Annotated in this window: 21 protein-coding genes and 1 riboswitch; of the genes, 12 read left to right on the top strand and 9 right to left on the bottom strand. The window is 70.8% G+C overall.

Annotation, left to right across the window (positions count from 1 at the left end):
• Nucleotides 1-133: 133 nt before the first annotated feature.
• The 3 genes from glyA to gcvT all read right to left on the bottom strand — a co-directional run bounded on the left by glyA (nucleotide 134) and on the right by gcvT (nucleotide 3,220).
• Nucleotides 134-1,402, bottom strand: coding sequence for a serine hydroxymethyltransferase (glyA, locus tag AC07AL_RS09145; protein ID WP_363582085.1), 1,269 nt, complete (start codon nucleotides 1,400-1,402; stop codon nucleotides 134-136).
• A 94-nt stretch (nucleotides 1,403-1,496) separates the two neighbouring features.
• Nucleotides 1,497-1,871 carry a glycine cleavage system protein GcvH gene (gene gcvH, locus AC07AL_RS09140; RefSeq protein WP_350884663.1) on the bottom strand — a complete coding sequence of 125 codons (375 nt, stop codon included), beginning with the start codon at nucleotides 1,869-1,871 and terminating at the stop codon, nucleotides 1,497-1,499.
• A 197-nt stretch (nucleotides 1,872-2,068) separates the two neighbouring features.
• Nucleotides 2,069-3,220 (bottom strand): glycine cleavage system aminomethyltransferase GcvT, encoded by a 1,152-nt coding sequence (gene gcvT, locus AC07AL_RS09135; RefSeq protein WP_400331156.1) that lies wholly within the window; start codon nucleotides 3,218-3,220, stop codon nucleotides 2,069-2,071.
• A 201-nt stretch (nucleotides 3,221-3,421) separates the two neighbouring features.
• A riboswitch (glycine riboswitch) is annotated at nucleotides 3,422-3,527 on the bottom strand.
• A 202-nt stretch (nucleotides 3,528-3,729) separates the two neighbouring features.
• Between gcvT and AC07AL_RS09130 the strand changes: the two genes are divergently transcribed.
• The 7 genes from AC07AL_RS09130 (at nucleotide 3,730) to AC07AL_RS09100 (ending at nucleotide 12,134) form a co-directional block, all read left to right on the top strand.
• On the top strand, nucleotides 3,730-4,578 hold the full coding sequence (locus tag AC07AL_RS09130) for an enhanced serine sensitivity protein SseB C-terminal domain-containing protein (protein WP_478317264.1): 849 nt from the start codon (nucleotides 3,730-3,732) through the stop codon (nucleotides 4,576-4,578).
• A 117-nt stretch (nucleotides 4,579-4,695) separates the two neighbouring features.
• A complete protein-coding gene (locus AC07AL_RS09125; protein WP_478317263.1) occupies nucleotides 4,696-5,619 on the top strand; it encodes an enhanced serine sensitivity protein SseB C-terminal domain-containing protein in 924 nt (307 codons plus the stop codon).
• A gap of 442 nt (nucleotides 5,620-6,061) precedes the next feature.
• Nucleotides 6,062-7,051 carry an ABC transporter permease gene (locus AC07AL_RS09120; protein WP_363582092.1) on the top strand — a complete coding sequence of 330 codons (990 nt, stop codon included), beginning with the start codon at nucleotides 6,062-6,064 and terminating at the stop codon, nucleotides 7,049-7,051.
• A 51-nt stretch (nucleotides 7,052-7,102) separates the two neighbouring features.
• Complete coding sequence (locus AC07AL_RS09115) at nucleotides 7,103-8,878, top strand: ABC transporter substrate-binding protein (protein WP_400331148.1); 1,776 nt, start codon at nucleotides 7,103-7,105, stop codon at nucleotides 8,876-8,878.
• A 100-nt stretch (nucleotides 8,879-8,978) separates the two neighbouring features.
• Complete coding sequence (locus tag AC07AL_RS09110; RefSeq protein ID WP_363582096.1) at nucleotides 8,979-9,989, top strand: ABC transporter permease; 1,011 nt, start codon at nucleotides 8,979-8,981, stop codon at nucleotides 9,987-9,989.
• Nucleotides 9,986-11,056, top strand: coding sequence for an ABC transporter ATP-binding protein (locus AC07AL_RS09105; protein WP_363582098.1), 1,071 nt, complete (start codon nucleotides 9,986-9,988; stop codon nucleotides 11,054-11,056). The genes AC07AL_RS09110 and AC07AL_RS09105 overlap by 4 nt, the downstream gene beginning before the upstream one ends.
• Before the next feature lie 34 nt (nucleotides 11,057-11,090).
• The gene (locus tag AC07AL_RS09100) at nucleotides 11,091-12,134 is read left to right on the top strand and encodes an ABC transporter ATP-binding protein (RefSeq protein WP_363582100.1); all 1,044 of its coding nucleotides are present in this window, start codon (nucleotides 11,091-11,093) and stop codon (nucleotides 12,132-12,134) included.
• 121 nt (nucleotides 12,135-12,255) lie between these two features.
• On the opposite strand, the gene AC07AL_RS09095 is transcribed toward AC07AL_RS09100, so the two are convergent.
• The gene (locus AC07AL_RS09095) at nucleotides 12,256-13,527 is read right to left on the bottom strand and encodes an MFS transporter (protein ID WP_363582102.1); all 1,272 of its coding nucleotides are present in this window, start codon (nucleotides 13,525-13,527) and stop codon (nucleotides 12,256-12,258) included.
• On the bottom strand, nucleotides 13,524-14,729 hold the full coding sequence (locus AC07AL_RS09090) for a cytochrome P450 (protein WP_478317262.1): 1,206 nt from the start codon (nucleotides 14,727-14,729) through the stop codon (nucleotides 13,524-13,526). Before AC07AL_RS09090 ends, AC07AL_RS09095 begins: the two co-directional genes overlap by 4 nt.
• 627 nt (nucleotides 14,730-15,356) lie before the next feature.
• On the opposite strand from AC07AL_RS09090, the gene AC07AL_RS09085 reads away from it, so the two are divergent.
• Nucleotides 15,357-16,016: a trimeric intracellular cation channel family protein gene (locus AC07AL_RS09085; protein ID WP_363582106.1), complete on the top strand. Its 660-nt coding sequence runs from the start codon at nucleotides 15,357-15,359 to the stop codon at nucleotides 16,014-16,016.
• Here AC07AL_RS09085 and AC07AL_RS09080 read toward each other — a convergent pair.
• A complete protein-coding gene (locus AC07AL_RS09080) occupies nucleotides 15,922-16,710 on the bottom strand; it encodes an IclR family transcriptional regulator (protein WP_363619264.1) in 789 nt (262 codons plus the stop codon). The two genes, AC07AL_RS09085 and AC07AL_RS09080, sit on opposite strands and share 95 nt — an antisense overlap.
• A gap of 280 nt (nucleotides 16,711-16,990) precedes the next feature.
• Between AC07AL_RS09080 and AC07AL_RS09075 the strand changes: the two genes are divergently transcribed.
• The gene (locus AC07AL_RS09075; protein WP_363582110.1) at nucleotides 16,991-18,172 is read left to right on the top strand and encodes a cysteine desulfurase family protein; all 1,182 of its coding nucleotides are present in this window, start codon (nucleotides 16,991-16,993) and stop codon (nucleotides 18,170-18,172) included.
• 51 nt (nucleotides 18,173-18,223) lie between these two features.
• Complete coding sequence (mnmA, locus tag AC07AL_RS09070) at nucleotides 18,224-19,360, top strand: tRNA 2-thiouridine(34) synthase MnmA (RefSeq protein WP_478317261.1); 1,137 nt, start codon at nucleotides 18,224-18,226, stop codon at nucleotides 19,358-19,360.
• 46 nt (nucleotides 19,361-19,406) lie between these two features.
• Here the strand turns inward: mnmA and AC07AL_RS09065 are convergent, their stop codons facing one another.
• The 3 genes from AC07AL_RS09065 to AC07AL_RS09055 form a co-directional block, all read right to left on the bottom strand.
• A complete protein-coding gene (locus tag AC07AL_RS09065) occupies nucleotides 19,407-20,582 on the bottom strand; it encodes a methyltransferase domain-containing protein (protein WP_478317260.1) in 1,176 nt (391 codons plus the stop codon).
• Nucleotides 20,583-20,936: 354 nt separating this feature from the next.
• Nucleotides 20,937-21,140 carry a hypothetical protein gene (locus AC07AL_RS09060; protein ID WP_478317259.1) on the bottom strand — a complete coding sequence of 68 codons (204 nt, stop codon included), beginning with the start codon at nucleotides 21,138-21,140 and terminating at the stop codon, nucleotides 20,937-20,939.
• Complete coding sequence (locus AC07AL_RS09055) at nucleotides 21,137-21,625, bottom strand: ATP-binding protein (protein WP_363582118.1); 489 nt, start codon at nucleotides 21,623-21,625, stop codon at nucleotides 21,137-21,139. Before AC07AL_RS09055 ends, AC07AL_RS09060 begins: the two co-directional genes overlap by 4 nt.
• A gap of 153 nt (nucleotides 21,626-21,778) precedes the next feature.
• Here AC07AL_RS09055 and AC07AL_RS09050 point away from each other — a divergent pair, with 153 nt between their 5' ends.
• Together AC07AL_RS09050 and AC07AL_RS09045 are read left to right on the top strand one after the other, a co-directional pair.
• On the top strand, nucleotides 21,779-23,041 hold the full coding sequence (locus tag AC07AL_RS09050) for a helix-turn-helix domain-containing protein (protein WP_363582120.1): 1,263 nt from the start codon (nucleotides 21,779-21,781) through the stop codon (nucleotides 23,039-23,041).
• Complete coding sequence (locus tag AC07AL_RS09045; RefSeq protein ID WP_363633237.1) at nucleotides 23,038-23,550, top strand: NUDIX hydrolase; 513 nt, start codon at nucleotides 23,038-23,040, stop codon at nucleotides 23,548-23,550. The genes AC07AL_RS09050 and AC07AL_RS09045 overlap by 4 nt, the downstream gene beginning before the upstream one ends.
• Nucleotides 23,551-23,609 lie beyond the last annotated feature (59 nt).

Here is a 23,609-nt window from a genome sequence, read left to right as displayed (position 1 = left end):
GGAAGGACTGGCGGGCGGGGGACGACACGGGTCGGGGCACCGCGCGCACTGTCCAGTGTGCGCGGTGCCCCGGGATCCCAGGTGCCGTGGCGGGGTGAGGCCGGTCACCCCGCCCGAACGATCACCGCGGTGATCAGAGGTTCGGGTAGAGCGGGTACTTCTCGGCCAGCGCGGTGACGCGGGCCTTGAGCGCGGTGGCGGCGTCCTCGTCGAAGGCGGGCTTGAGCGCCTCGGCGATGATGTCGGCGACCTCGCGGAAGTCCTCGGCCTGGAAGCCGCGGGTGGCGAGCGCGGGGGTGCCGATGCGCAGGCCGGAGGTGACCATCGGCGGCCGCGGGTCGTTCGGGACGGCGTTGCGGTTGACCGTGATGCCGACCTCGTGCAGGCGGTCCTCGGCCTGTTGGCCGTCGAGCTGGCTGTTGCGCAGGTCGACCAGGACCAGGTGCACGTCGGTGCCGCCGGACAGCACCGAGGCGCCGGCCTCGGCGACGTCGGCCTGGAGCAGGCGCTCGGCGAGGATCTTGGCGCCCTCCAGGGTGCGCTGCTGGCGCTCCTTGAACTCCTCGGACGCGGCGACCTTGAAGGCGACGGCCTTGCCAGCGATCACGTGCTCCAGCGGGCCGCCCTGCTGGCCGGGGAACACCGCGGAGTTGATCTTCTTGGCGTACTCGGCCTTGGACAGGATGACACCGCCGCGCGGGCCGCCCAGGGTCTTGTGGGTGGTGGTGGTGACCACGTCCGCGTACGGCACCGGGTTGGGGTGCAGGCCGGCGGCGACCAGGCCGGCGAAGTGCGCCATGTCCACCATCAGCAGCGCGCCGACCTCGTCGGCGACCCGGCGGAACGCGGCGAAGTCCAGCTGGCGCGGGTAGGCGGACCAGCCGGCGATGATCAGCTTCGGCTGGTGCTCCTTGGCCAGGCGCTCGACCTCGGCCATGTCGACCTGGCCGGTCTTCTCGTCCACGTGGTACGCGGCCACGTTGTAGAGCTTGCCGGAGAAGTTGATCTTCATGCCGTGGGTCAGGTGACCGCCGTGGGCCAGGTCCAGGCCCAGGATGGTGTCGCCCGGCTTGATCAGCGCGAACATCGCGGCGGCGTTGGCCTGCGCGCCCGAGTGCGGCTGGACGTTGGCGTGCTCGGCGCCGAACAGGGCCTTGATGCGGTCGATCGCGATCTGCTCGACCACGTCGACGTGCTCGCAGCCGCCGTAGTAGCGGCGGCCGGGGTAGCCCTCGGCGTACTTGTTGGTGAGCACCGAGCCCTGGGCCTCCATGACCGCCACCGGGGCGAAGTTCTCGGAGGCGATCATCTCCAGGGTGGTCTGCTGGCGGTGCAGCTCGGCGTCGACCGCGGCGGCGATCTCCGGGTCGAGGGAGTGCAGGGACTGGTTCAGAACCGTCATGGTGTGGTCTTCCCGGGAGGAGAGAGACGGGAGCGGAGAAGGGGGGAGCCTGGCGGGGCGGCCGCCGCGCTGCGACCGCCCCGTCACGAGCGGGTCAGCCGCCGATGAAGGCGGTGTACTCGTCCGCGCTGAGCAGCTCGTCGGTGGACTCCACCTGGACCTTGAACAGCCAGCCGCCCTCGAACGGGGCGCTGTTGACCAGGCTGTTGTCGTCCAGGACGTCCTGGTTGATCTCGACGATCTTCCCGGTCACCGGGGAGAACAGGTCGCTGACCGACTTGGTGGACTCCAGCTCGCCACAGGACTCGCCCGCGGTCACGTCGGCGCCGACCTCGGGCAGCTGCACGTAGACGATGTCACCGAGCGCGTCGGCCGCGTGGGCGGTGATGCCGACCGTGGAGACACCGCCCTCGACGGCGGTCAGCCACTCGTGCTCCTTGGTGTACTGCAGGTGCTGGGGGTTGCTCATGGCGTCATTCTCCAGGATGGGAAGCGGGTACGACGAAGCGGGCCGCCGCACGGACGGCTTCGACGCGGATCAGGCGTGGTTCGGGCCTGGGCCAGGCCTGGGTCAGACCTGGATCAGGCGTGGATCAGGCGTGGCTCAAGCCCGGGTCGGGCATGGTGCAGGCCCGGGTCCACGGGGTCTACGGGGAGGGCGGGGCCTCAGCGGGCGCGCTTGTAGAACGGCAGCGCCACGACCTCGACCGGCTCGTGCTTGCCGCGCACGTCCACCGCGACGGCGGTGCCGGGGGCGGCGTGGGCCGCGTCCACGTAGGCGATCGCGATCGGCCGGCCCAGGGTCGGGGACGGGGCGCCCGAGGTGATCCGGCCGATCGGGGCGCCGTCGGCGGAGACCACGGTGTACTCGGCGCGCGGGACGCGCTTGCCCTCGGAGACCAGGCCGACCAGCACCCGCGGCGGGTTGGCCTCGGCCTCGGCGGCGGCCTTCTCCAGCGCCTTGCGGCCGACGAAGGTGCCCTCGTTGGTGGTCTTGTCGAAGCGCACGACCCGGCCCAGGCCCGCGTCGAACGGGGTCAGGTCGGTGGAGAGCTCGTGCCCGTACAGCGGCATGCCGGCCTCCAGGCGCAGCGTGTCGCGGCACGACAGGCCGCACGGGACCAGGCCGCGGCCCTCGCCGGCGGCGGTCAGCGCCTGCCAGACCCCCTCGGCGTCGCCCGGGTTGCAGAAGATCTCGAAGCCGTCCTCGCCGGTGTAGCCGGTCCGGGCGAGCAGCACGTCGCGGCCGGCGACCTGGGCCGGGAGGATCGCGTAGTACTTCAGGCCGGGCAGGTCGGCGTCGGTGGTCCCGGCCAGGATCGCGGTGGCCTCCGGGCCCTGGACGGCGATCAGCGCGTAGGTGTCGCGGTCGTCCGTGACGACGGCGTCGAAGCCCTTGGCGCGGGCGATCAGCTCGTCCAGCACCAGCTGGGCGTTGGAGGCGTTGGCGACGACCAGGAAGGCGTCCTCGCGCAGGCGGTAGACGATCAGGTCGTCCAGGATGCCGCCGTCCTCGGCGCAGATCATGGTGTAGCGGGCGCGCAGCACGCCCAGCGCGGAGACGAAGCCGACCAGCGCGTGGTCCAGCATCTCGCCGGCCTGCTGGCCGGTGACGGTGATCTCGCCCATGTGGGAGAGGTCGAACAGTCCGGCCCGGGTGCGGACGGCGAGGTGTTCCTCGCGCTCGCTGCCGTAGCGCAGCGGCATGTCCCAGCCGGCGAAGTCGGTCATGGTCGCGCCGAGGGCGCGGTGCAGCGCGTCGAGCGCGGTGAGGCGGAGGGACGACATGGCCTGGAACTCCTCGGTCTGGGCACTCATGGGTGCACGCGCCGGAACCGGACCCGCTCGGGGGCCGACCCTGCGCGCGGGCATGCGGCGGCGTGGGTCTCCCCATCTGTCGTCGAACCTGAGAGCTTCACCGCCCACCTGCCCGCAGCTGTTTCCAGCATCCAGGACAGCATGGTGGCTTGCACCGTGGGTGGGCGCGCGACAGGGCCGTGCGCCACTTTCCAGATGTGCCTAACCCGTGCGGTAAGGGGGCCTGAGAGATTCCGGGGAGGAGTTGCTCCTTCGGCGCCGGCTGTGCCGCCTGACGGGGCACTCCGGGCTCTCCCGCGCGGGTTCGAGCGGCCGGTATGGAGTTGTCGGTCCGCCGGCGCGCCGCGCCGTCGAACGCGCACATCATGGCACGTCCGCGCCGACGACGGGAGAGGGGACCCGGTCACACCGCGCCACCGCGAACCGGCGCCCCCGGGGCGTGCGCCCTAGACTGCTGCGCGTCGGCGCAGCAGAGGGCGGCCGACCGGCAGAGGGCGGATCAGGCGCGCATGGGGTACCCGGTGGAGCAGCAGCAGGGGTGGGGCGGGCCGGAGTCGGCGCCGCCGGGCGGCGGGTGGCCGGCCAACGAGCTGGAGCAGGTGCTGACCGCCGCGCTGGGCGATCCGGGTGCGACGCCGCGGGTGATCGAGGTGCTGGCCCGCAGCCAGGTGTGGATCCCGCTGCCGGCCGGCGGCGACCCGCGGGGGCCCGCGCTGGACCTGCCGACCATCGAGCTGGCCGGCGAGCCGTACGTGCCGGTGTTCTCCTCGCAGGAGGTGTTCCTGCGGCAGGCGCCGGGGATGGCCTTCGCGGTGGCGCCGGTCTGGGAGTTCGCCCGCGGGCTGCCGCTGGGCGTGGGCATCGCGGTCAACCCGGAGGCGGCGGTGGGCATCCCGGTGCCGCCGCAGGGTGTGGCGGAGCTGCGGCGCGGCCCGCGCGAGGAGCGCCTGGCCGACCAGGAGCAGAGCCAGAGTCAGAACCAGAACCAGAACCAGAACCAGGGACAGGGCCCGGAGGCGCCGACCGGTGGCCGGGTGGCGCTGCGCGAGCCGGTGCCGGGGGAGGACCCGGAGCACTTCCTGGCCGCCTGCCGGGCCGAACTGTCCGCCCTGCCCGGAGTGTTGACCGCGCGCCGGGCGCTCGCCAGCATCGAGGGCGAGCCGACCGTGATGTTCGTGGGCGTCCAGCTGGACCAGACGGCCCCGGCCGACCCGGGTGCGGTGAACGAGGCGCTCGGCCGCGCGCTGGGAACCGCGCCGCTGCCGGGGGGCGTCCACCTCGTACTGCTCGATCTCGCCGATGACCCGGTGGTCGAGTGGCTGCTCACCCGGGTACTCCCTTTCTACGCGCGGGGTTGAGCGGGGTTCGTATCGGAGGCACGTCGCCGTGGCGGTGGCCGGTGCCGCGCCATAGGGTGCGTGCAGACGGCCGACGGGTCGGCAGGCTTGAGGAAAGAGGCGCGGCGAGGTGGGCGCATGAGTGCGGGAGCGGTAGCGGGCGGTGCACCGGGGCCCTGGGGCCAGGCACCCGCCGGGCGCCCCGGAGCGGATCCGGGCGCGCTGGAGCGCGCCCTGCGCGAGGTCGCGCCGGAGCGCTACGAGGCGTACGAGCAACTGCTGCACGCACTGGCCGACGGCCAGGTCTGGATGCTGCTGTGGCACGGTGCGCCGGGCAGCGCTGACGCCCAGTACGGGAACATGGAGATCAGCGGCCACGGCTACGCGCCGGCCGTCACCTCGTCCGAGCAGTTGGCGTCGTCCGGCTGGGCGCGGGCCCACGAGGTCATCTCCGGGCGGGAGATCGCCGCTTCGCTGTACCGGACCCGCTGGGGCCTGTGGCTCAACCCGCACGCGCCCGGCGGCGGGGTCGGGGTGCCCTGGGCGGACCTGCGGCGGATCGCCGCGGGCCTGGAGCGGCTGCCGGCCGGGCCGTTGAAGCTGAGCGAGCCGCAGCTGAACGCCCAGCCGTTCTTCGCGCTGCTGGAGCGGCAGGCCGGTGAGGTGCGCGCGGTGCGGGCGCTGCGCCGGGCCTGGGTGCAGCCGGCCGTGGGGGAGCCGTACCTGGCGATCGGCCTGGAGCTGTACGAGAGTTCACCGCCGGCGGTGGAGGCCGTGCGGGCGCTGATGCAGCGGGCGATCGCGGTGGCCCCGGAGGGGCTGGCGGTGTCCACGGTGGCGATGGCGGACGAGTACGACCCGGTGGCGCTGTGGATGCGGGCCCATGCGCGCCCGTTCTTCGACCGGGAGGCGGGGCGGCCGCCGACCGGCCCGTACCCGCCGGTGCCGCCTCCGCCGTACCCCGCGCAGCAGGGGCCGGGCTACGGCTACGGCACGCAGCAGCCCGCGCAGGGCTGGACCGGGCAGCCGCAGCAGCCGTGGCTCGGATACCCGGGGCGCTGACAACCAAAACCTTTTTCCAGAAGCCGACTTGATCTTGCATCAGGTCGGCTTCGGTGCTTTCCGGACGAACTTCCGGCCGTTACCGTCGATCATCTTGACATGCCAGTTACAGCCGTGTGAAGAGGGATATGCCGAAGACGGAGGAGGTGCATGCGCACAGATCACAGTTGGGCATCTGTCGGTTGTCAGGGCTGGCGCAAGCCAGTTCGGATGGCAGAGAGTTCTGCGCAACGCACCGCGCGTACTGGGAACCCCACGAAGGTGAACGCGCACGCCGACCGCCAGAACCACGCGAAGCCCATCCCGCGTTGGGGCAGTACCCGTGCACGACGTACTGCCGCGAACACCCGTTCCAAGCACCTCCGCACGTCCGCAGCCGTACCGCCGAACCGGTGACCGGCGCCCGTGGGCCGGCCACCGTCGGCGAGGGGACCAACTGACCATGACCGCACCCATCGCAACCACCGGGAACGAACCGGAGGCACCCGCCCCCGCGAGCCCGGCCAAGAAGATCGAGGGCCGCTCCCTCGGCCAGATCGCCTGGACCCGCTTCAAGCGCGACAAACTCGCCGTCGCCGGCGGCGTCGTGGTGATCCTGCTGATCCTGCTGGCCGTACTGGCCAAGCCCATCGAGGCCCTGTTCGGCCTCGACCCCGACGCCCTGAACCAGGACCTGCTCGACGCCAACCTGGGCGGCATCCCGCTCGGTGACTGGGGCGGGATGAGCTGGGACCACCCGCTCGGCGTCGACCCGCTCCAGGGCCGCGACCTGCTCTCCCGCGTGATCGAGGGCTCCTGGGTCTCCCTGCTGGTCGCCTTCGGCGCGACCCTGTTGTCGAACACGATCGGCACCGTGCTCGGTGTCATGGCCGGCTACTACGGCGGCTGGGTGGACACCGTGATCAGCCGCGTCATGGACGTCTTCCTCGCCTTCCCGCTGCTGCTCTTCGCCATCGCGATCTCGACCTCGCTGCAGGGCGGCGCGTTCGGCCTGCACGGCCTCCCGCTGCACATCATGGTGCTGATCTTCGTGATCGGCTTCTTCAACTGGCCCTACATGGGCCGGATCGTGCGCGGACAGACGCTGTCGCTGCGCGAGCGGGAGTTCGTCCACGCGGCCCGCAGCCTGGGCGCCCGCGGCCCGTTCATCCTGTTCAAGGAACTGCTGCCGAACCTGGTCGGTCCGATCCTGGTCTACTCGACCCTGCTGATCCCGACCAACATCCTCTTCGAGGCGGGCCTCAGCTTCCTCGGCGTCGGCATCCAGCCGCCGCAGGCCTCCTGGGGCGGGATCCTCCAGGACGCGATCAAGTACTACCAGGTGGACCCCCAGTACATGGTGGTCCCCGGTCTGGCGATCTTCCTCACCGTGCTCGCCTTCAACCTGCTCGGCGACGGGCTGCGTGACGCCCTCGATCCCAAGAGCAACTGACGCAACGTCAGGCCCTCCCTCCTTCCCATCCTCAAGGGGTTGATCTCACCCATGCGCAGGTCCCGTACCGTCGCCCTGACCGCGGCGGCAGCCGCCGCGGTCCTGATCGTGACCGGCTGCACCTCCGGCAGCAAGGGCTCCGGCTCGTCCTCCTCCGCCAGCGGCAGCAGCGCCGGTGGCGGCGGTGCCGACGCCGCCACCAAGGGCATCGTCAACGCCTCGGACAAGAAGGGCGGGACGGTCACCTACGAGATGAAGGGCGCCCCGGACTCCTTCGACCCGGGCAACACGTACTACGCCTACATCTACAACTTCTCGCGCCTGTACGGGCGTCCGCTGACCACCTTCGCCCCGGGCGCCGGCTCGAACGGCAACAAGCTGGTCCCGGACCTCGCCGAGAGCCTGGGCAAGGTCAGCGCGGACGGCCTGACCTGGACGTACAAGCTGCGCGCGGGCCTGAAGTTCGACGACGGCACCCCGATCAGCTCGAAGGACGTCAAGTACGCCGTCGAGCGCTCCAACTTCGCGCCGGACGTGAACTCCAACGGCCCCACCTACTTCCACGACCTGCTGGTCGACAACGAGACCCCGTACCAGGGCCCGTACAAGGACAAGACCGGCGGCCTGAACTCGATCGAGACGCCGGACGACCAGACCATCGTCTTCCACCTGAAGCAGCCGTTCGCGGACTTCGACTACCTGGTCGGCTCCCCGCAGACCGTCCCGGTCCCGCAGGCCAAGGACGACGGCGCCGGCTACGTGAAGCACGTGGTCGCCTCGGGTGCCTACAAGTTCGAGTCCTACGAGGACGGCAAGCAGCTCACCCTGGTGCCGAACACCAACTGGGACCCGAGCACCGACCCGATCCGCAAGCAGCTCGCGGACAAGATCGTGGTCCGGATGGGCATGGAGCAGTCCACCATCGACAAGGACCTGATCGCGGGCAACGCCCAGGTGGACCTGGTCGGCAGCGGCGTCGACCCGCAGACCCAGGCGCAGATCCTGCAGAACCAGAAGCTCAAGGCGAACACCGACAACGCCTACGGCGGCCGCCTGGCGTACGTCGCGATCAACACCAAGGTCGCGCCGTTCGACAACCTGGAGTGCCGCAAGGCCGTCCAGTACGCGATCGACAAGGTCTCCGTGCAGACCACGCTCGGCGGCCCGATCCGCGGCCAGATCGCCAACACGGTGATCCCGCCGGACGTCCCGGGCCACCAGGACTTCAACACCTGGGCGACCAACGGCAACAAGGGTGACGAGGCCAAGGCCAAGGACGCCCTCAAGGCCTGCGGCAAGCCCGACGGGTTCAGCACGGTGATCACCGCCCGCACCGAGCGCGACCCGGAGGTCCAGGCCGCGACCGCGATCCAGGCCGCGCTGAAGAAGATCAACATCAACGTCGAGATCCAGAAGTACGCGCAGGGCAAGTACTTCTCGGACGCCGCCGGTGTCCCGCAGTTCACCCAGGACCACAACATCGGTCTGATGATGATGCAGTGGAGCGCCGACTGGCCGACCGGCTACGGCTTCCTGCAGCAGATCTCCGACGGCCGCGCCATCAAGGCCTCCGGCAACAGCAACCTGGCCCAGCTCAACGACCCCGAGGTCAACAAGCTGCTCGACGACGCCATCACCAACACCGACCAGTCGGCGCGCGAGAAGATCTACGGCCAGATCGACAAGAAGATCATGGACCAGGCGGTCTACGTCCCGCTGACCTACTTCAAGGTCTTCCTGTACCGCCCGGACAGCGCCACCAACCTGGCGTCCACCTCGGGCTTCTCGGGTGAGTACGACTACCTGAACATCGGCACCACCAAGTAAAGAGCCTGGCTCCACATCCCTGAAGGCAGGTGAAGGCAGCGGCCGCCCGCCGCCGTCCGGAAGACCCCGGACGGCGGCGGGCCGCCGGAGCCGCCCAACTGTGTTTGCCTACATCATCCGCAGGATCTTCGCGGCCGTCGTGCTGCTGCTGGTGGTCAGCGCTGTCACCTTCGCGATCTTCTTCCTGCTCCCGCGCATCGCCGGCGAGACCACCGACCAACTGGCCACGCAGTACGTCGGGAAGAACCCCTCCCCCGAGGCGATCGCCGCGGTCAAGAAGAACCTCGGGTTCGACCAGCCGCTGTACACCCAGTACTGGAACTTCCTCAAGGGCCTGGTCAGCGGCGCCGAGTACAAGTTCGGCCCGGACCCGGTCACCTGCCACGTACCGTGCTTCGGCTACTCCTTCAAGAACCACCTGGAGGTCTGGCCCGAGCTGATCAAGCGCGTCCCGATCACCCTCTCGCTCGCCGTCGGCGCGGCCGTGCTCTGGCTGGTCTCCGGCGTCGCCACCGGCGTCGTCTCCGCGCTCAAGCCGCGCTCGGTCTTCGACCGGATCGCCATGGGCATCTCCCTCGCCGGCGTCTCGCTGCCGGTCTTCTTCACCGGCGCGGTGCTGCTCGCCCTGTTCAGCTACGAGTGGCCGATCCTGGACAACCTCCAGTACGTCGACTTCGCCGACGACCCGCTGATGTGGGCCCGCAACCTGATCCTCCCGTGGATCTCGCTGGCCTTCCTCTACTCCGCGCTCTACGCCCGGCTCACCCGCGCCGGAATGCTGGAGACCATGAGCGAGGACTACATCCGCACCGCCCGGGCCAAGGGCCTGGTCGAGCGCAAGGTCGTCGCCCGGCACGGACTGCGCGCCGCGCTGACACCCGTCATCACCATCTTCGGCATGGACCTCGGCCTGCTCCTCGGCGGCGCCCTCATCACCGAGCAGGTCTTCTCGCTCCAGGGCGTCGGCGCCTTCGCCGTCCAGGCGATCGCCGACAACGACCTGCCCAAGATCCTCGGCGTCACCCTGCTCGCCGCCTTCTTCATCGTCGCCTGCAACCTCGTGGTCGACCTCCTGTACGCACTCGTCGACCCCCGGGTGAGGCTCTCGTGACCGAGCTCCAGAAGACCGAGGCGGTCGCCGCCCAGGCCCCGTCCGGCGACCCCTTCCTCTCCGTCCGCGACCTGCGGATCCACTTCGACACCGACGACGGCCTGGTCCGCTCGGTGGACGGGGTCAGCTTCGACCTGCACAAGGGCCGCACCCTCGGCATCGTCGGCGAGTCCGGCTCCGGCAAGTCCGTCACCTCGCTCGGCATCATGGGCCTGCACCGCACCAAGCGGGCCCGGATCACCGGCGAGATCCGGCTGGACGGCGAGGACCTGATCGCGGCGGGCCCCGAACGGGTGCGCCAACTGCGCGGCCGCGAGATGGCGATGATCTTCCAGGACCCGCTGACCGCGATGCACCCCTACTACACCGTCGGCGCGCAGATCGTCGAGGCGTACCGGGTGCACCACCCCCAGGCATCCAAGAAGCAGGCCCGGGCCCGCGCGGTCGAGATGCTCGACCGGGTCGGCATCCCGCAGCCCGACCGCCGGGTGGACGACTACCCGCACCAGTTCTCCGGCGGCATGCGCCAGCGCGCCATGATCGCCATGGCGCTGGTCAACGACCCCTCGCTGCTGATCGCCGACGAGCCCACCACCGCCCTGGACGTCACCGTCCAGGCGCAGATCCTGGACCTCATCCGCGACCTCCAGGACGAGTTCGGCTCGGCCGTCATCATCATCACCCACGACCTCGGGGTGGTCGCCGAACTGGCCGACGACATCCTGGTCATGTACGGCGGCAAGTGCATCGAGCGCGGCCCCGCCGAGACCCTCTTCGACGCGCCCGAACACCCCTACACCTGGGGCCTGCTGGGCTCCATGCCGCGCCTGGACCGCGAACTCCAGGACCGCCTCGTCCCGGTCAAGGGCACCCCGCCCAGCCTGATCAACGTGCCGTCCGGCTGCGCCTTCCACCCGCGCTGCCCGTACGCCGACCGGACCGGCGGGCGCTCCGCGAGCGAGCTCCCGGTGCTGGCCGAAGCCTCGCCCGGCCACTACGCGGCCTGCCACCTCCCGGCCGCCGAACGGCACCGCATCTTCGCCGAAGAGATCGCGCCCCGGCTGTGAGCCCGGCCTCGTACCACCTTTCTGGAGAGAACCGATGACGGACACTCAGGCAGCCACGGCCACCGCGCCCGCGCCCGCCCCCGACCGCGAGCCGCTGCTCCGGGTGACCGGCCTGACCCGGCACTTCCCGATCCGAGGCGGACTGCTGCGCCGCCAGACCGGTGCGGTGCGGGCCGTCGACGGCATCGACTTCACCGTCAACGCCGGTGAGACGCTCGGGGTCGTCGGCGAGTCCGGCTGCGGCAAGTCGACGATGGGCCGACTGGTCACCCGGCTCGACGAACCGACCGGCGGGAAGGTCGAGTTCGAGGGCACCGACATCACCCACCTGGGCGTCGGCGCGATGCGGCCGCTGCGCCGCGACATCCAGATGATCTTCCAGGACCCGTACTCCTCGCTCAACCCGCGGCACACCGTCGGCACCATCGTCGGCGCGCCGTTCCGGTTGCAGAAGGTGGAGCCCGAGGGTGGCACCAAGAAGGCCGTCCAGGAACTGCTGGAACTGTGCGGGCTCAGCCCCGAGCACTACAACCGCTACCCGCACGAGTTCTCCGGCGGCCAGCGCCAGCGCATCGGCATCGCCCGGGCACTCGCCCTCCGGCCGAAGATGATCATCGCGGACGAGCCGGTCTCCGCCCTGGACGTCTCCATCCAGGCCCAGGTGGTCAACCTGCTGGACGACCTCCAGCGCGAACTCGGCCTGACCTACCTGATCATCGCGCACGACCTCTCGGTGGTCCGGCACGTCTCGGACCGGGTCGCGGTGATGTACCTCGGCAAGATCGTCGAGATCGCCGACCGCGACTCCCTCTACGCGAGCCCGCTGCACCCGTACACCAACGCGCTGATGTCCGCGGTGCCGGTGCCCGACCCGCGCCGGCGCCAGCGGGCCGGCCGCGAGCGGATCCTGCTCACGGGCGACGTCCCCTCGCCGATCAACCCGCCCAGCGGCTGCCGCTTCCGCACCCGCTGCTGGAAGGCCCAGGACGTCTGCGCCGGCCAGGAGCCGCCGCTGACGGTGCTGAAGACCGGGCACGAGGTGGCGTGCCACTTCCCCGAGCTGGGCGAGGGGAAGTAGGGCGTGGGCCCACGCGCACGATGCGCCGCACCGGAACACCGGCTTTGATCAGCCGGTCGTTCCGGTGCGGCGCATCGTGGCATCCGGGACCCTCATCCCGGTCGGGGCGGTGCGGTGTTGATCACGCGTCAGGGTCGGGGCCCTTGCCGGCGGGCAGCCGGGTCGCCGCAGGCATCGCGAGCCCGGCCGCGAGGAAGACGGCCGCCAGCGCCACCCACCCGTACTGACCGGCCCCGACGACCGCGACCAGGGCGACCGGCGCGGCCACATTGGCGGCTCCGCGGCCGATGGCCAGGACGCCCTGGTACTGGCCGGTGGCGTGCTCGGGAGCGAGCTGGAAGCTGAGCCCCCACTCGCCGGAGACCTGGTACATCTCCCCCCACGTGTGGGCGATCATCCCCAGGCCGAGGATGCCGGTCGCGACCAGGGCGTTCCCCCAGCCTGCGACGCCGTACAGCAGGCAGGCGCAGCCGAGGAAGAACCCGCCGAGGCGGGAGATCCGCCCCCACAGGCCCGGGGTGGTGTCGTTGCCCTTGGAGCTCACCTGGACCTGGAAGATCACCACCAGGATCGTGTTCAGGACGATCAGGGCGCTGAACAGCCAGGCGGGTGCCTTGGTGTGGGTGACCAGCCACAGCGGAACGGCGATCTCCATGAGGGCGCCGTTCAGCGACAGCACGGCGTTCAGCCCGGTGAACCGCAGGTACCGGAGGTCCTTGAGCGCTGCTCCCAGCGGCTGCTTCTCGATGTGCGCGGGAGGCGGATGCCGTACGGGCATCCGGTTCAGCACGAGGGCCGACCCCGCGTAGGCCAGCGCCGCGACGACCACCATCGCCTCGTACGCGGCCCGGGTGTCCAGGTACAGGGCCAGGCCGGCGGCTCCCGCACCGAGTGAGATCCCGATGTTGCTCACGACCTGCTGGTGCGCGCGCGCGGTCACCCGCTCCTCGGCCGAGGCGATCAGGGACACCAGGGCGGGCAGGACCGTGCGGCAGCCCCGCTGCACGACGCCCACCGCGCACGCCGTGACGGCGAACGGCCAGAAGGAGCCGACGGCCAGGTAGCACAGCACCGCCGGCCCCGCGGCGACGGTGAGGACGAGCAGGACCCGCCGCGGCCCGATGCGGTCGGAGAGGTGTCCGATCGGCAGGGCCGCCAGCAGGCCGGCCAGGCTGGCAACCGTGAGCCCGATGCCCACGTCCACCATCCGCAGACCCACCACCCGGGTGAAGAACAGCACGCTGACGGTGGCGAACAGCCCGTCCCCGAGGGTGGTCAGGAACGTGGACAGCGTCAGTCCGCGCACCGGCCCGGCCGGCGGGACCGCCCTGGCGAGGGCCAGCCGGGCAGCGCTCGTCCGGGTCGGGGGAGCCGTCGTATCCGTTTTCGTCACGTGGCGGCAGCCGCCTGGAAGGTGACCGGCAACGTCGCCAGGTAGCGCATGGTCGCGGTGCGCTGGCGCAGTGGCTCCCCGGCCATCCGCAGGCGTGTGGGGCGCCGCAGAATGGCCTTGATCAGCGCCTGCAGCGTCACCTGGGTGAACAGGTTTCCGACGCAGGTGTGCGGGCCCCGGCCGAATGCCATGTGCTGATTCGGTGTCCGGTCCAGAATGATTTCGTCGGGACGGGTGAATTTTTCGGGATCGCGGTTTGCCGCGCCGAAAAGCACCACGACGACGTCTCCGCGCTTGAGCTGGACGGATCCGACGACGACGGGCTCGGTGACGATGCGGCTGGTCCCCTGAACCGACGCGTCGTAGCGCATGAGTTCGTCGAAACCGCTCGACAGCAGCGCCGGGTCGCGCATCGCCTCGAATTTGTCGGGGTTCTCCAGCAGTGCCAGCATGGCATTTCCGGCACCGGCGACGATCGAGCTGTAGCCGGACTGGAAGACGACCCGCACCGTGTTCCGGACGAAGGAATCGGCGACATCCACCTCGGCGCGGTTGCCGGCGACATGGGCCAGCAGTCCGGGGCGCGGATTGGTCGTGAACCAGGACTCGACCATTTCGCTCAGTCGGCCGCGCGCCTCGATGCCGAGTTTCCTGAGTTCCGCACCGGTCTCGATTCCGTCCCCGGCGGTTTCGGGCGCCAATCCGGCGTCCATGCTCCGCACGATGGCGTCCGATATCGCGGCGAAGGTCCTGACGTCCGGCTGCTCGATGCCCATGAGCTCCGAGATGGTCGCCAGGGCGAGCGGCTCGACGACCTCCGACATGAGATCGAACTCCGCCCTGCCCTCCAGGCCGTCGAGCAGCGACCCGACGAGGGCCTCGCCCTGCTCGCCGACGGCCTCCAGGTCCTGGGCGCGCAGGGCGTTCATGAAGAGGCTGCGGAGCGGGCCGTGGTCCGGCGGGTCGAGGGTCTGGAGGCTCAGCCACGGCTCGGAGACCGACTCGCCGGCACGCCGCCAGTCCGTCGCGAACACCGCGGGGTCCTGCAGCACCATCTGGCAGTCGCGGTACCGGGTCAGCACCCAGCTCTGCATCTTCTCGTGCCAGTGCACAGGCTCCGACGCGCGCAGCTCCGCGTAGACCGAATAGGGATCGGCGAGAGTGGAGCTGTCGAGGGGGTCATAGCGGACCGGGAGTTTCATGGACAATTCCTAGGATTCTTGAACGGCCTATGAGGCCCATGTTCCCGCTGGGCCAAGAGCGTGCGCCGGACCCGGACGCATCCGGGTCCGGCGCCAATTCTCGCCGACGATACCGGGCTCTGCCGCGGTTCGGGCAATATAATTAGTCGTTGTAACGCATGGAAATTCACCTACCCGAGCTAAATGTCCCGGCCATTGGCGCGGACTGTCGACGTTCGGACATCGGGGATGCCGGTGCAATCGGCATCAGGGATTTCAGTCGTTGTAGCGCACGGAAGTCTCCTCTCCGGTTGTTCATGTTCGAAGCCCCAGTGCTTCTCTCGATGGAAATGAAACTACCACCGGCATTCGGCCCCGTCCATGAGTTATTTCCGGGATCAATTTCCCAAACCAGCCAACCCGGGCAAAGGGTGCATCGAATTCGGGAGGGAAATGCGAATTGTATTCTCCATACCGTACGACCCGCAGTATTTCGCGAATATGTCGAAATTTGGTGTTCACGTCAACTCTGCGCAGAGTGTCCGGACCGGCGGCGGTCGTCGCCCGGGCCCGCGCGTCCGAGGCGGGGCCACGGACCGCGGCCGTACGCGGAGGGGGGAAGGGTTTCGTACGGGGCATAGTTGTTCGGTGACCTCGCAGATCTTCCCCTCCGACGTGCAGCAGTCGCTGGACCTCGTCGGCATCTTCGTCTTCGCCCTCTCCGGGGGGCTGCTCGCCGTCCGCAAGAACATGGACATCTTCGGCATCGCGGTGCTGGCCGAGGTCACCGCGCTCGGGGGCGGCGTGATCCGGGACCTGGTGATCGGGGCGACGCCCGTCGCGGCGTTCAGCAACCTCGGGTACTTCATCACCCCGCTGGTCGCCGCGCTGGTGGTGTTCTTCCTGCACCCCGAGGTCGAGCGGATCAACCGGGCGGTGCAGACCCTGGACGCCCTCGGCCTCGGCCTGTTCTGCGTCACCGGCACCGCCAAGGCGCACGACTACGGGCTCGGCGCGGTGTCGGCCGTCGCACTCGGCATGGTCACCGCGGCCGGCGGCGGGGTGATCCGCGACGTGCTGGCCGGCGAGATCCCCTCGCTGCTGCGCTGGGACCGGGAGATCTACGCCGTCCCGGCCCTGGTCGGCGCCGCCCTGGTGGCGGTGCTGATCGGCGTCGACCGGCTGACCGGCGCCACCGGCACCGCCGCCGCGCTCACCGCCTTCGGGCTGCGGATGCTCGCGCTGAAGTACGGCTGGCGCGCCCCGAGGGCCTGGCACCGCAACGGTTCTCGCACCAGCGAGGAGTAGGCGAGCCGCCGTACGCGAGCGAGATCGCCTCCGCCGTGCAGAGCAGTTCCGGCACCATCCGGGCGAGTTCGGCCGGCGGCACCTGGCTCGCCGGGGCGCTCAGCGCGCAGGCCGCGACCGTCCGGCCGCCGCTGCCCGCCACCGGCGCGGCCACGCACGTCACCGGCTCCCGGTGCTCGGCCGACTCCGCCGCCCAGCCCCGCAGCCGCACCGCCGCCAGTTCGGCCGGCAACTCCTCGTCGGGGGTGCCGTCTTCGGGCAGCCCGGCCAGCAGCACCCGGCCGATCGCCGTCCCGCCGGCCGGCGCCCGCCGCCCGATCCGGGACGCCCGGGCGGTGCCCGGCCCGGCCCAGCTCCCGGCCACCTCGTCCAGGTACAGCACCTCGCCGTCCTGGAGCACGGCCAGCTGGACGGTGTAGCCGCAGCGCGCGTTGAGCGCCGCCAGGTACGGCGCGGCGACCTGCCGGACGTCGATCTCCTCCAGCGCCCGGTGGGCCAGTGAGAGCACCCGGCCGCCGAGGCGGTAGCGCAGATCGGGCTGGCGCTGCGCGAAGCCGTGCTCCTCCAGGGTGCGCAGCAGCCGCAGCGCGGTGGACTTGTGCACCCCGATGCTGGTCGCGGCCTGCTCCAGGGAGACCGGCCCGTCGCCGAGCGACCCGAGCAGGGTCAGGGCGCGGTCGACCGACTGCGACATGGCGCACCGCTCCTGTCCGCGCCGATGGGAAGTGAGAGTGGGACGTGATCCCGGGCCGTGCCCGCGGGCCGGGCCGGGGCCCGTCCGCGGGAAGCGTTCGTCAGGCTAACCGCTCGCCCGCGCGGTGGGTCAAACGGGTGCCGGACACCGGTGTCCGGTGGGCGCGCGGTCCGGGAACCGCCCGGGCGACACCCGGGAGTCGTCCGGTGGACGTCCGGTGGCCGGATCGGTGCGCACACCGGGACGGGGCCCGGGGAGTGCCCTCTACAATCGGATGGTTATGCCATACCTGGACCATGCGGCGACCACGCCGATGCTGCCCGAGGCGATCGCCGCGATGTCGGCGCACCTGGGGGTGGTCGGCAACGCCTCGTCCCTGCACGCGGCCGGCCGCCGGGCCCGCCGGGTGGTCGAGGAGGCCCGCGAGTCGCTGGCCGACTCGCTGGGCGCCCGCCCGAGCGAGATCGTGCTCACCGGCGGGGGCACCGAGTCCGACAACCTCGCCGTCAAGGGCCTGTACTGGGCCCGCCGGGACGCCGACCCGGCCCGCACCCGGGTGCTGTGCAGCCCGGTCGAGCACCACGCGGTGCTGGACGCGGTGCACTGGCTCTCCGAGCACGAGGGCGCCGACGTCGAGTACCTGCCGGTCGACCTGCTCGGCCGGGTGCACCCGCAGGCGCTGCGCGAGGCGATCGAGCGGGACCCGTACTCGGTCGCGCTGGTCACCGTGATGTGGGCCAACAACGAGGTCGGCACCGTCCAGCCGGTGCGCGAACTCGCCGCCGTCGCGGCCGAGTACGGCATCCCGATGCACGCCGACGCGGTGCAGGCGCTCGGGCAGGTCCCGGTCTCCTTCGCCGAGTCGGGGCTCACCGCGCTCACCGTCACCGGACACAAGATCGGCGGACCGTTCGGCATCGGCGCGCTGCTGCTCTCGCGCGGCGCCGCGCCCGTCCCGCTGCTGCACGGCGGCGGCCAGGAACGCGACGTCCGCTCCGGCACCCTGGACGCGCCCGCCGCCGCCGGCTTCGCCGCCGCCGCGGCCCTCGCGGTCGAGCGCCAGCCGGAGCACGCGGTCGTGCTCGGCGCGCTGCGCGACGAGCTGATCGCCGCCGTGCTGGCCACCGTCCCCGCCGCGGTGCTCAACGGCGACCCGGCCGCCGAGGGGCGGCTGCCCGCCAACGCGCACTTCTCCTTCCCCGGCTGCGAGGGCGACGCGCTGCTGATGCTGCTCGACGCCCAGGGCATCGAGTGCTCCACCGGCTCGGCCTGCTCGGCCGGGGTGCCGCAGCCCAGCCACGTACTGCTCGCGATGGGCGTCGACCCGGCGCTGGCCCGGGCCTCGCTGCGGTTCTCGCTCGGGCACACCTCGGTGCGCGAGGACGTGACGGCGCTGGTCGAGGCGCTCGCCCCGGCCGTCCAGCGGGCCCACAACGCGGGGCTGGCCTCGGTGCGGCGGTAGTTCCTCCGGGCGGCCGGGCATGGACGGCGGCCCCGTACTCTTGTAGTCACCATGACTGACTTCCCGGGTGCCCCGACCGCTCCGTCCACCGGCCGTCTGCGCGTGCTCGCGGCGATGTCCGGCGGCGTCGACTCCGCCGTCGCCGCCGCCCGCGCCGTCGAAGCGGGGCACGAGGTGACGGGCGTCCACCTGGCGCTGTCCGCCAATCCGCAGTCCTTCCGCACCGGGGCCCGCGGCTGCTGCACCATCGAGGACTCCCGGGACGCGTGGCGGGCGGCCGACGTGATCGGCATCCCGTTCTACGTCTGGGACCTCGCCGAGCGCTTCCGCGAGGACGTCATCGACGACTTCGTCGCCGAGTACGCGGCCGGCCGCACTCCCAATCCCTGCCTGCGCTGCAACGAGAAGATCAAGTTCGCCGCGCTGCTCGACAAGGCGATCGCGCTCGGCTTCGACGCGGTCTGCACCGGCCACTACGCCCGGATCGTCGACCTGCCGTCCGGGGAGCGCCAGCTGCACCGCGCCGTCGACGCGGCGAAGGACCAGTCGTACGTCCTCGGCGTGCTCGACGCCGACCAGCTCGCCCACTCGCTGTTCCCGCTCGGCGACACCACCAAGGACGTCATCCGCGAGGAGGCCGAGCGCCGCGGCCTGGCCGTCGCCAAGAAGCCGGACAGCCACGACATCTGCTTCATCGCCGACGGCGACACCCAGGGCTTCCTGGCCAAGCACCTCGGCACCGCCACCGGGGACATCCTCGACGCCGACGGCACCAAGCTCGGCGAGCACGACGGCGCGTACGGCTTCACCATCGGCCAGCGCAAGGGCCTGCGGATCGGCCGCCCGGCGGCGGACGGCAAGCCCCGCTACGTCCTCGACATCTCGCCGGTGAACAACACCGTCACGGTCGGCCCGCTGGAGGGTCTGGACGTCACCGGGCTCACCGCGATCCGGCCGCGCTGGTGCGGCACCGAGCCGCTCGCCGACGGCCGGTACACCGCCCAACTGCGCGCCCACGGCGAGGAGGTGCCGGTCTCCGCCTCCGTCGTGGACGGCGAGCTGCGGGTGCAGTTGGACAGCCCGGTGCGCGGCATCGCCCCCGGCCAGGCCGTGGTGCTGTACGACGGCACCCGCGTCGTCGGCTCGGCCACCATCGCCGGCACCGAGCGGCCGGCAGTCCGGGCGTAGTCCGGCTCTGAGTGCCCGGCCGTCCGGTGCGGACGGCCGGGCTCGCTCAGTGCTGCGGGACGGGGTTGCCCGGGGAGTCCAGCCAGACGTGCTGGCCCTCCAAGGTGACCGTCAGGCCGAACCGCCCGCACCCGGGGCGGCCCTGGTCCGCCCACCACCGGTAGGCCGCTTCCAGCTCATCCCAGAGGTTCCGGGGGCCGGACTGGTACACCTCGTACCTCGTGCGGTCGCGCTCGTAGTCGGCGGAGGCCCAGGAGAGGGTGTCGCGGCTGTAGAGCCACAGTGTGTAGGCGTCGTTGTCGTAACGCTCTGTCCGCCAGAACGTACCGGGTACGCCGGATCCGATGACGAACTGCTCGAACCACCCGCCCGTGGCCCGAGGGGACAGACTGGTGGTGCTCCGCACCCCGTGTGCTGGCCACTCCTTCCCGTGCAGGTAGGCGTCGAACGACGGCCGGTCCGTGCGCTGGTGGCGGAGTCGCATGAACGCGGAGCCTCGGGTGAACTTGCCGCTCGCGCTGGTCCCGTCGTCGTTCACGGTCAGACGGATGATCTGCTCGCCGCCGTACTCGGTGCCGAACGGGGCGACGATGATTCCGCCGGGGGCCGTCTGTTCCAGCCATGCGGGAGGGATCTCCAGCAGGGAGCAGGTGGCGATGATCCGGCTGTAGGGGGTGTCGTCCGGCCAGCCGTGGCGTCCGTCGCCCTCGATCACGGTCGGTGCGAGTCCGGCCCGGTGCAGGTTCTCGCGGGCGCCGCGTGCGACGTGAGGGTCGTACTCGACGGTCACCACGTTGTGGTTGCCCAGGCGGTGGGCGAGGAGGCCCGCGTTCCAGCCGGTGCCGGCTCCGACCTCCAACACCTTGTGGCCCGGGCGGACGTCGAGGTCCTGGAGCATCGAGAACACCATGGTCGGCATGGAGTTGGAGGAACTCGGGGTGGTGCCGAGCCCGTCGCCCTGGTGGTTGCCGTCGTCCCACTGGGTGGTCAGCGGGATGTCCGAGTAGACGGCCCTGCGCCACGCCTCGGGGTCCTGTGACCGGTACAGCACGGGGTTCTGGCGGGTGCCGTCCGCGATGCCCGGCCAGATGCGGTCCGGGACGAACAGCTCGCGGGGTACCGCGTTGAAGGAGGGGAGCCAGTCCGAGGAGAGTGCGCCGCCGGCCACCAGCGCGGAGGCGAGCCCCTGGGGGCCCGCCTCCTGGTGCGTTTCGCCGGTCACTCCGCCGGGGCCTTGCCGTCGCTGCTGTTGCCGCCTTCGTCGGAGCCCCCGCCGCCGTGTCCGGCGCCCTTGTTGGAGTCGTCCTGCTGCTTGCCGCCCTGGCCGTCGCCGGAGCCGCCGCTGCGCTTACCTATCTCTGTACCTCCGTGTGCTGGTTGGTTGCGACAGGCGGATGCCTGCCGGGTGATGCTCAGCCGCCTCGGGTATACCGGGCGGCAGCTCCCCGAGGGCGCGCGACCGCCCTCGGGGATGCCTCCGCTGTCGACCGTGGATTGCCACTTCGCCGGACGGCGGGAGCCGGTGGGGTTACTGCCTGCCGCCCGTGCCGCTGGCCCGGCGGCACGGGCGGGGGTTTCAGTGGGAGCGGTTGATCAGAATCAGGGCCGCAACGACGATGTGCAGCCCGGCAGCGGCGGACACCCCCAGGGCAGCCCAGACTCGGTCGGGATCGGGATCGGGATCGGGATCGGGATCGGGATCGGGATCGGGATCGGGGTCGGAAACGGACGGCGGCGCGTCTTCGGGATCGAAACCGTCGTCCGGCGGCTGCCGGCTCACGGAGAGGTCGGCTTGGGCGTCGGGAGGTCGGCGTGCACGACCTTCCCGAACGGGCGGGGGCTGGCGCCCCAACGGCCCTGGGTGAGCCGGTGGACCATCGCCAAGCCTCGACCCGACGTGGCGTCGGGCTCGGCCTGGATCATCACGGGCATCGAGCAAGAGCCGTCACCGACGAGGATGCGGATGATTCGGTCGCTCGGGCGGCGCACGGCGACAATCATGCGTGTCTGACAGCCGGTCCTGACGGCGTTGGTGGCCAACTCGCTGGCGATCAGGGAGGCATCGTCCACCAGATCGTCCAACCCCCACTCCCGAAGCTTCGCCACGACGAACCGACGCGCGGCGCCCACCGACTCGGCCTGGTACGGCAGGCGGATGGTCGCCGGTGTGGTGAAGCGAGCGGTATCCGGTGTAGCGACGGCAGTCAGCAGCGTTTCCCCAGTGCAGCCGATCACGTTGGTCGGCAAAGCGGTGAGTGGAGACATCAAGATTCGCTCCCGTGGATGGATCAGGGCGGCTGATGCTCATTCAACGGTCACGTTGCGGTCGCAGGAGACTCCGATCCGGTGACTCCAAATCGGAGTCAGGGCTGGCACCGTGGACCTACGATCAGTACACGCTGTAAGGGGAGCGAGACCATGGGTGTTCAGCCAAGTGTGCGTGAAGTGGCCGCTGGGCTACTCCAGGACGAGCGTCTGCTGCGAGCGTGTGCGACCCGCGACATGGGCGCCGTATTCCGGCTCCTCAACGCGCGCGGCATCAGTACCCGGCGGATTGCAGCCGCTGTGGAGATCAGCCAGGGACGGCTTTACGACTACATGAACGGCAAGACCAGGGTCGAGAAGTTGGCGTTGTTCGAGCAGATCGCCGACGCCTTCCACATTCCGGGGCAACTGCTCGGTCTTGCCCGCAGGTCATGGGAGCCGGACGCCACTCCTGGACCCTCGCCCCTTGCGCAGGCTTTACCGGAAGCCGACGGCGACGACCTGGCCACCGTGGATGCCTTTCGCCATGCGGATCGGCAGGCGGGAGGTGGACGCCTGTACTCGGCTGTGGTTCACCATCTCTCCGGCAAGGTTGCGCCGCGTCTGGTCGATGTTGCGAGCGGCCCGCAGGTGTTCGCTGCCGCCGCTGCGCTCACTGAGATGGCCGGCTGGATGGCCCACGACTCCGGCCGTGACGACCTGGCTGCCCGGCACTTCGCTCGCGCGCTCCCTCTCGCCCGCGCCTCCGGCGATCTGCCGTTGATGGCACACGTAGCAGCCAGCACCAGCCACCTTTCCCTCCAGGCCGGCGATTCGGCGGATGCCGTGCACTGGGCTACCGTCGGCATCGAAATGGCCTGCCAGGGCCCGCATCTGCCAGGCCTCATGGCTCGGCTGAACGCCGTGATGGCCCGAGCGTTGGCAGCCTCTCGGCAGCACGGTCCGGCGGCGCGGGCACTCGACCACGCTCACACCGCACTTGCGGTTGGAGCTGATGATGAGCATCCGTGGTTGAGCCCTTTCGACGACGCTACCCTCGCCAGCGAGTCCGCGTTGGCGTTCAGTGACCTGGGCCGCTCCAAGCTTGCCCTTCGATGCGGTGAGCAGGCTGTGGTCCTACGGGAAGAAGGCCGCGCGCGTTCGCTCACATTCAGCCGCATCACCCTCGCACGCATCCACGCCGATTGCGGAGACTTGGACGCCGCAATCGGCGTCGGAACAGAACTTCTGACCACCAGCCCGACCCTCGGGTCCGTCCGAGTCGTCCATCAGATGGATGGCCTCGGTGAACTCTTCGGGCGGTACCGCGAGTACGGCCCGGTGCGTGAATACCTGGCACGATTCGATGAGGCGCGCAGAGCCCGGCTGCTCCTGCTCGCCGACATCATCCCGTCGCCTCGGGGAGGTTCAACGTGAGACCCGCACCCACCGACACCGATGCCTGGCACGCCTACCTCGCCGAGGGCAATGCCCGGCAGGCTCGCAAGCGCGTCTCTGCGGACGTGATCCTGCGCGACCAGGCTGGTCGCATCCTGACCGTCAACCCGACCTACAAGGAGGGTTGGGACCTGCCCGGAGGGATGGCTGAGGCCAATGAGTCGCCGGACGAGGCCGCAGTGCGGGAACTGCGCGAGGAACTGGGCCTGGAGATCACGGTCCACCGCCTGCTGGTCGTGGACTGGGTTGCCCCGCACGGCCCGTGGGACGACCAGATCGCGTTCATCTTCGACGCGGGCACCCTCTCGTCCGACCTGGCCGCGCGGGTGCGGCCGCACGACGACGAACTGTCCGAGGCCGTCTTCCTGTCCGCGCCGGAGGCCGCCGACCGGCTGCGAACCCGCCAGCGGAACCGGCTGAACGCGGCTGTGAGAGCGATCGCGGATGGCGGCTCACGGTATCTGCGGGACGGGGTGGAGACGTGGTGATGGATCCGGGACAGGAGAAGGACGGCCATGGTTGAGAACGGCAGGCAAAGGGCGCGGCG

It is taken from the genome of Kitasatospora sp. NPDC043949 (assembly GCF_056435365.1).
The sequence above is the reverse complement of the archived record's forward strand: the minus strand, read 5'-3'. Positions and strand labels throughout refer to the sequence as shown.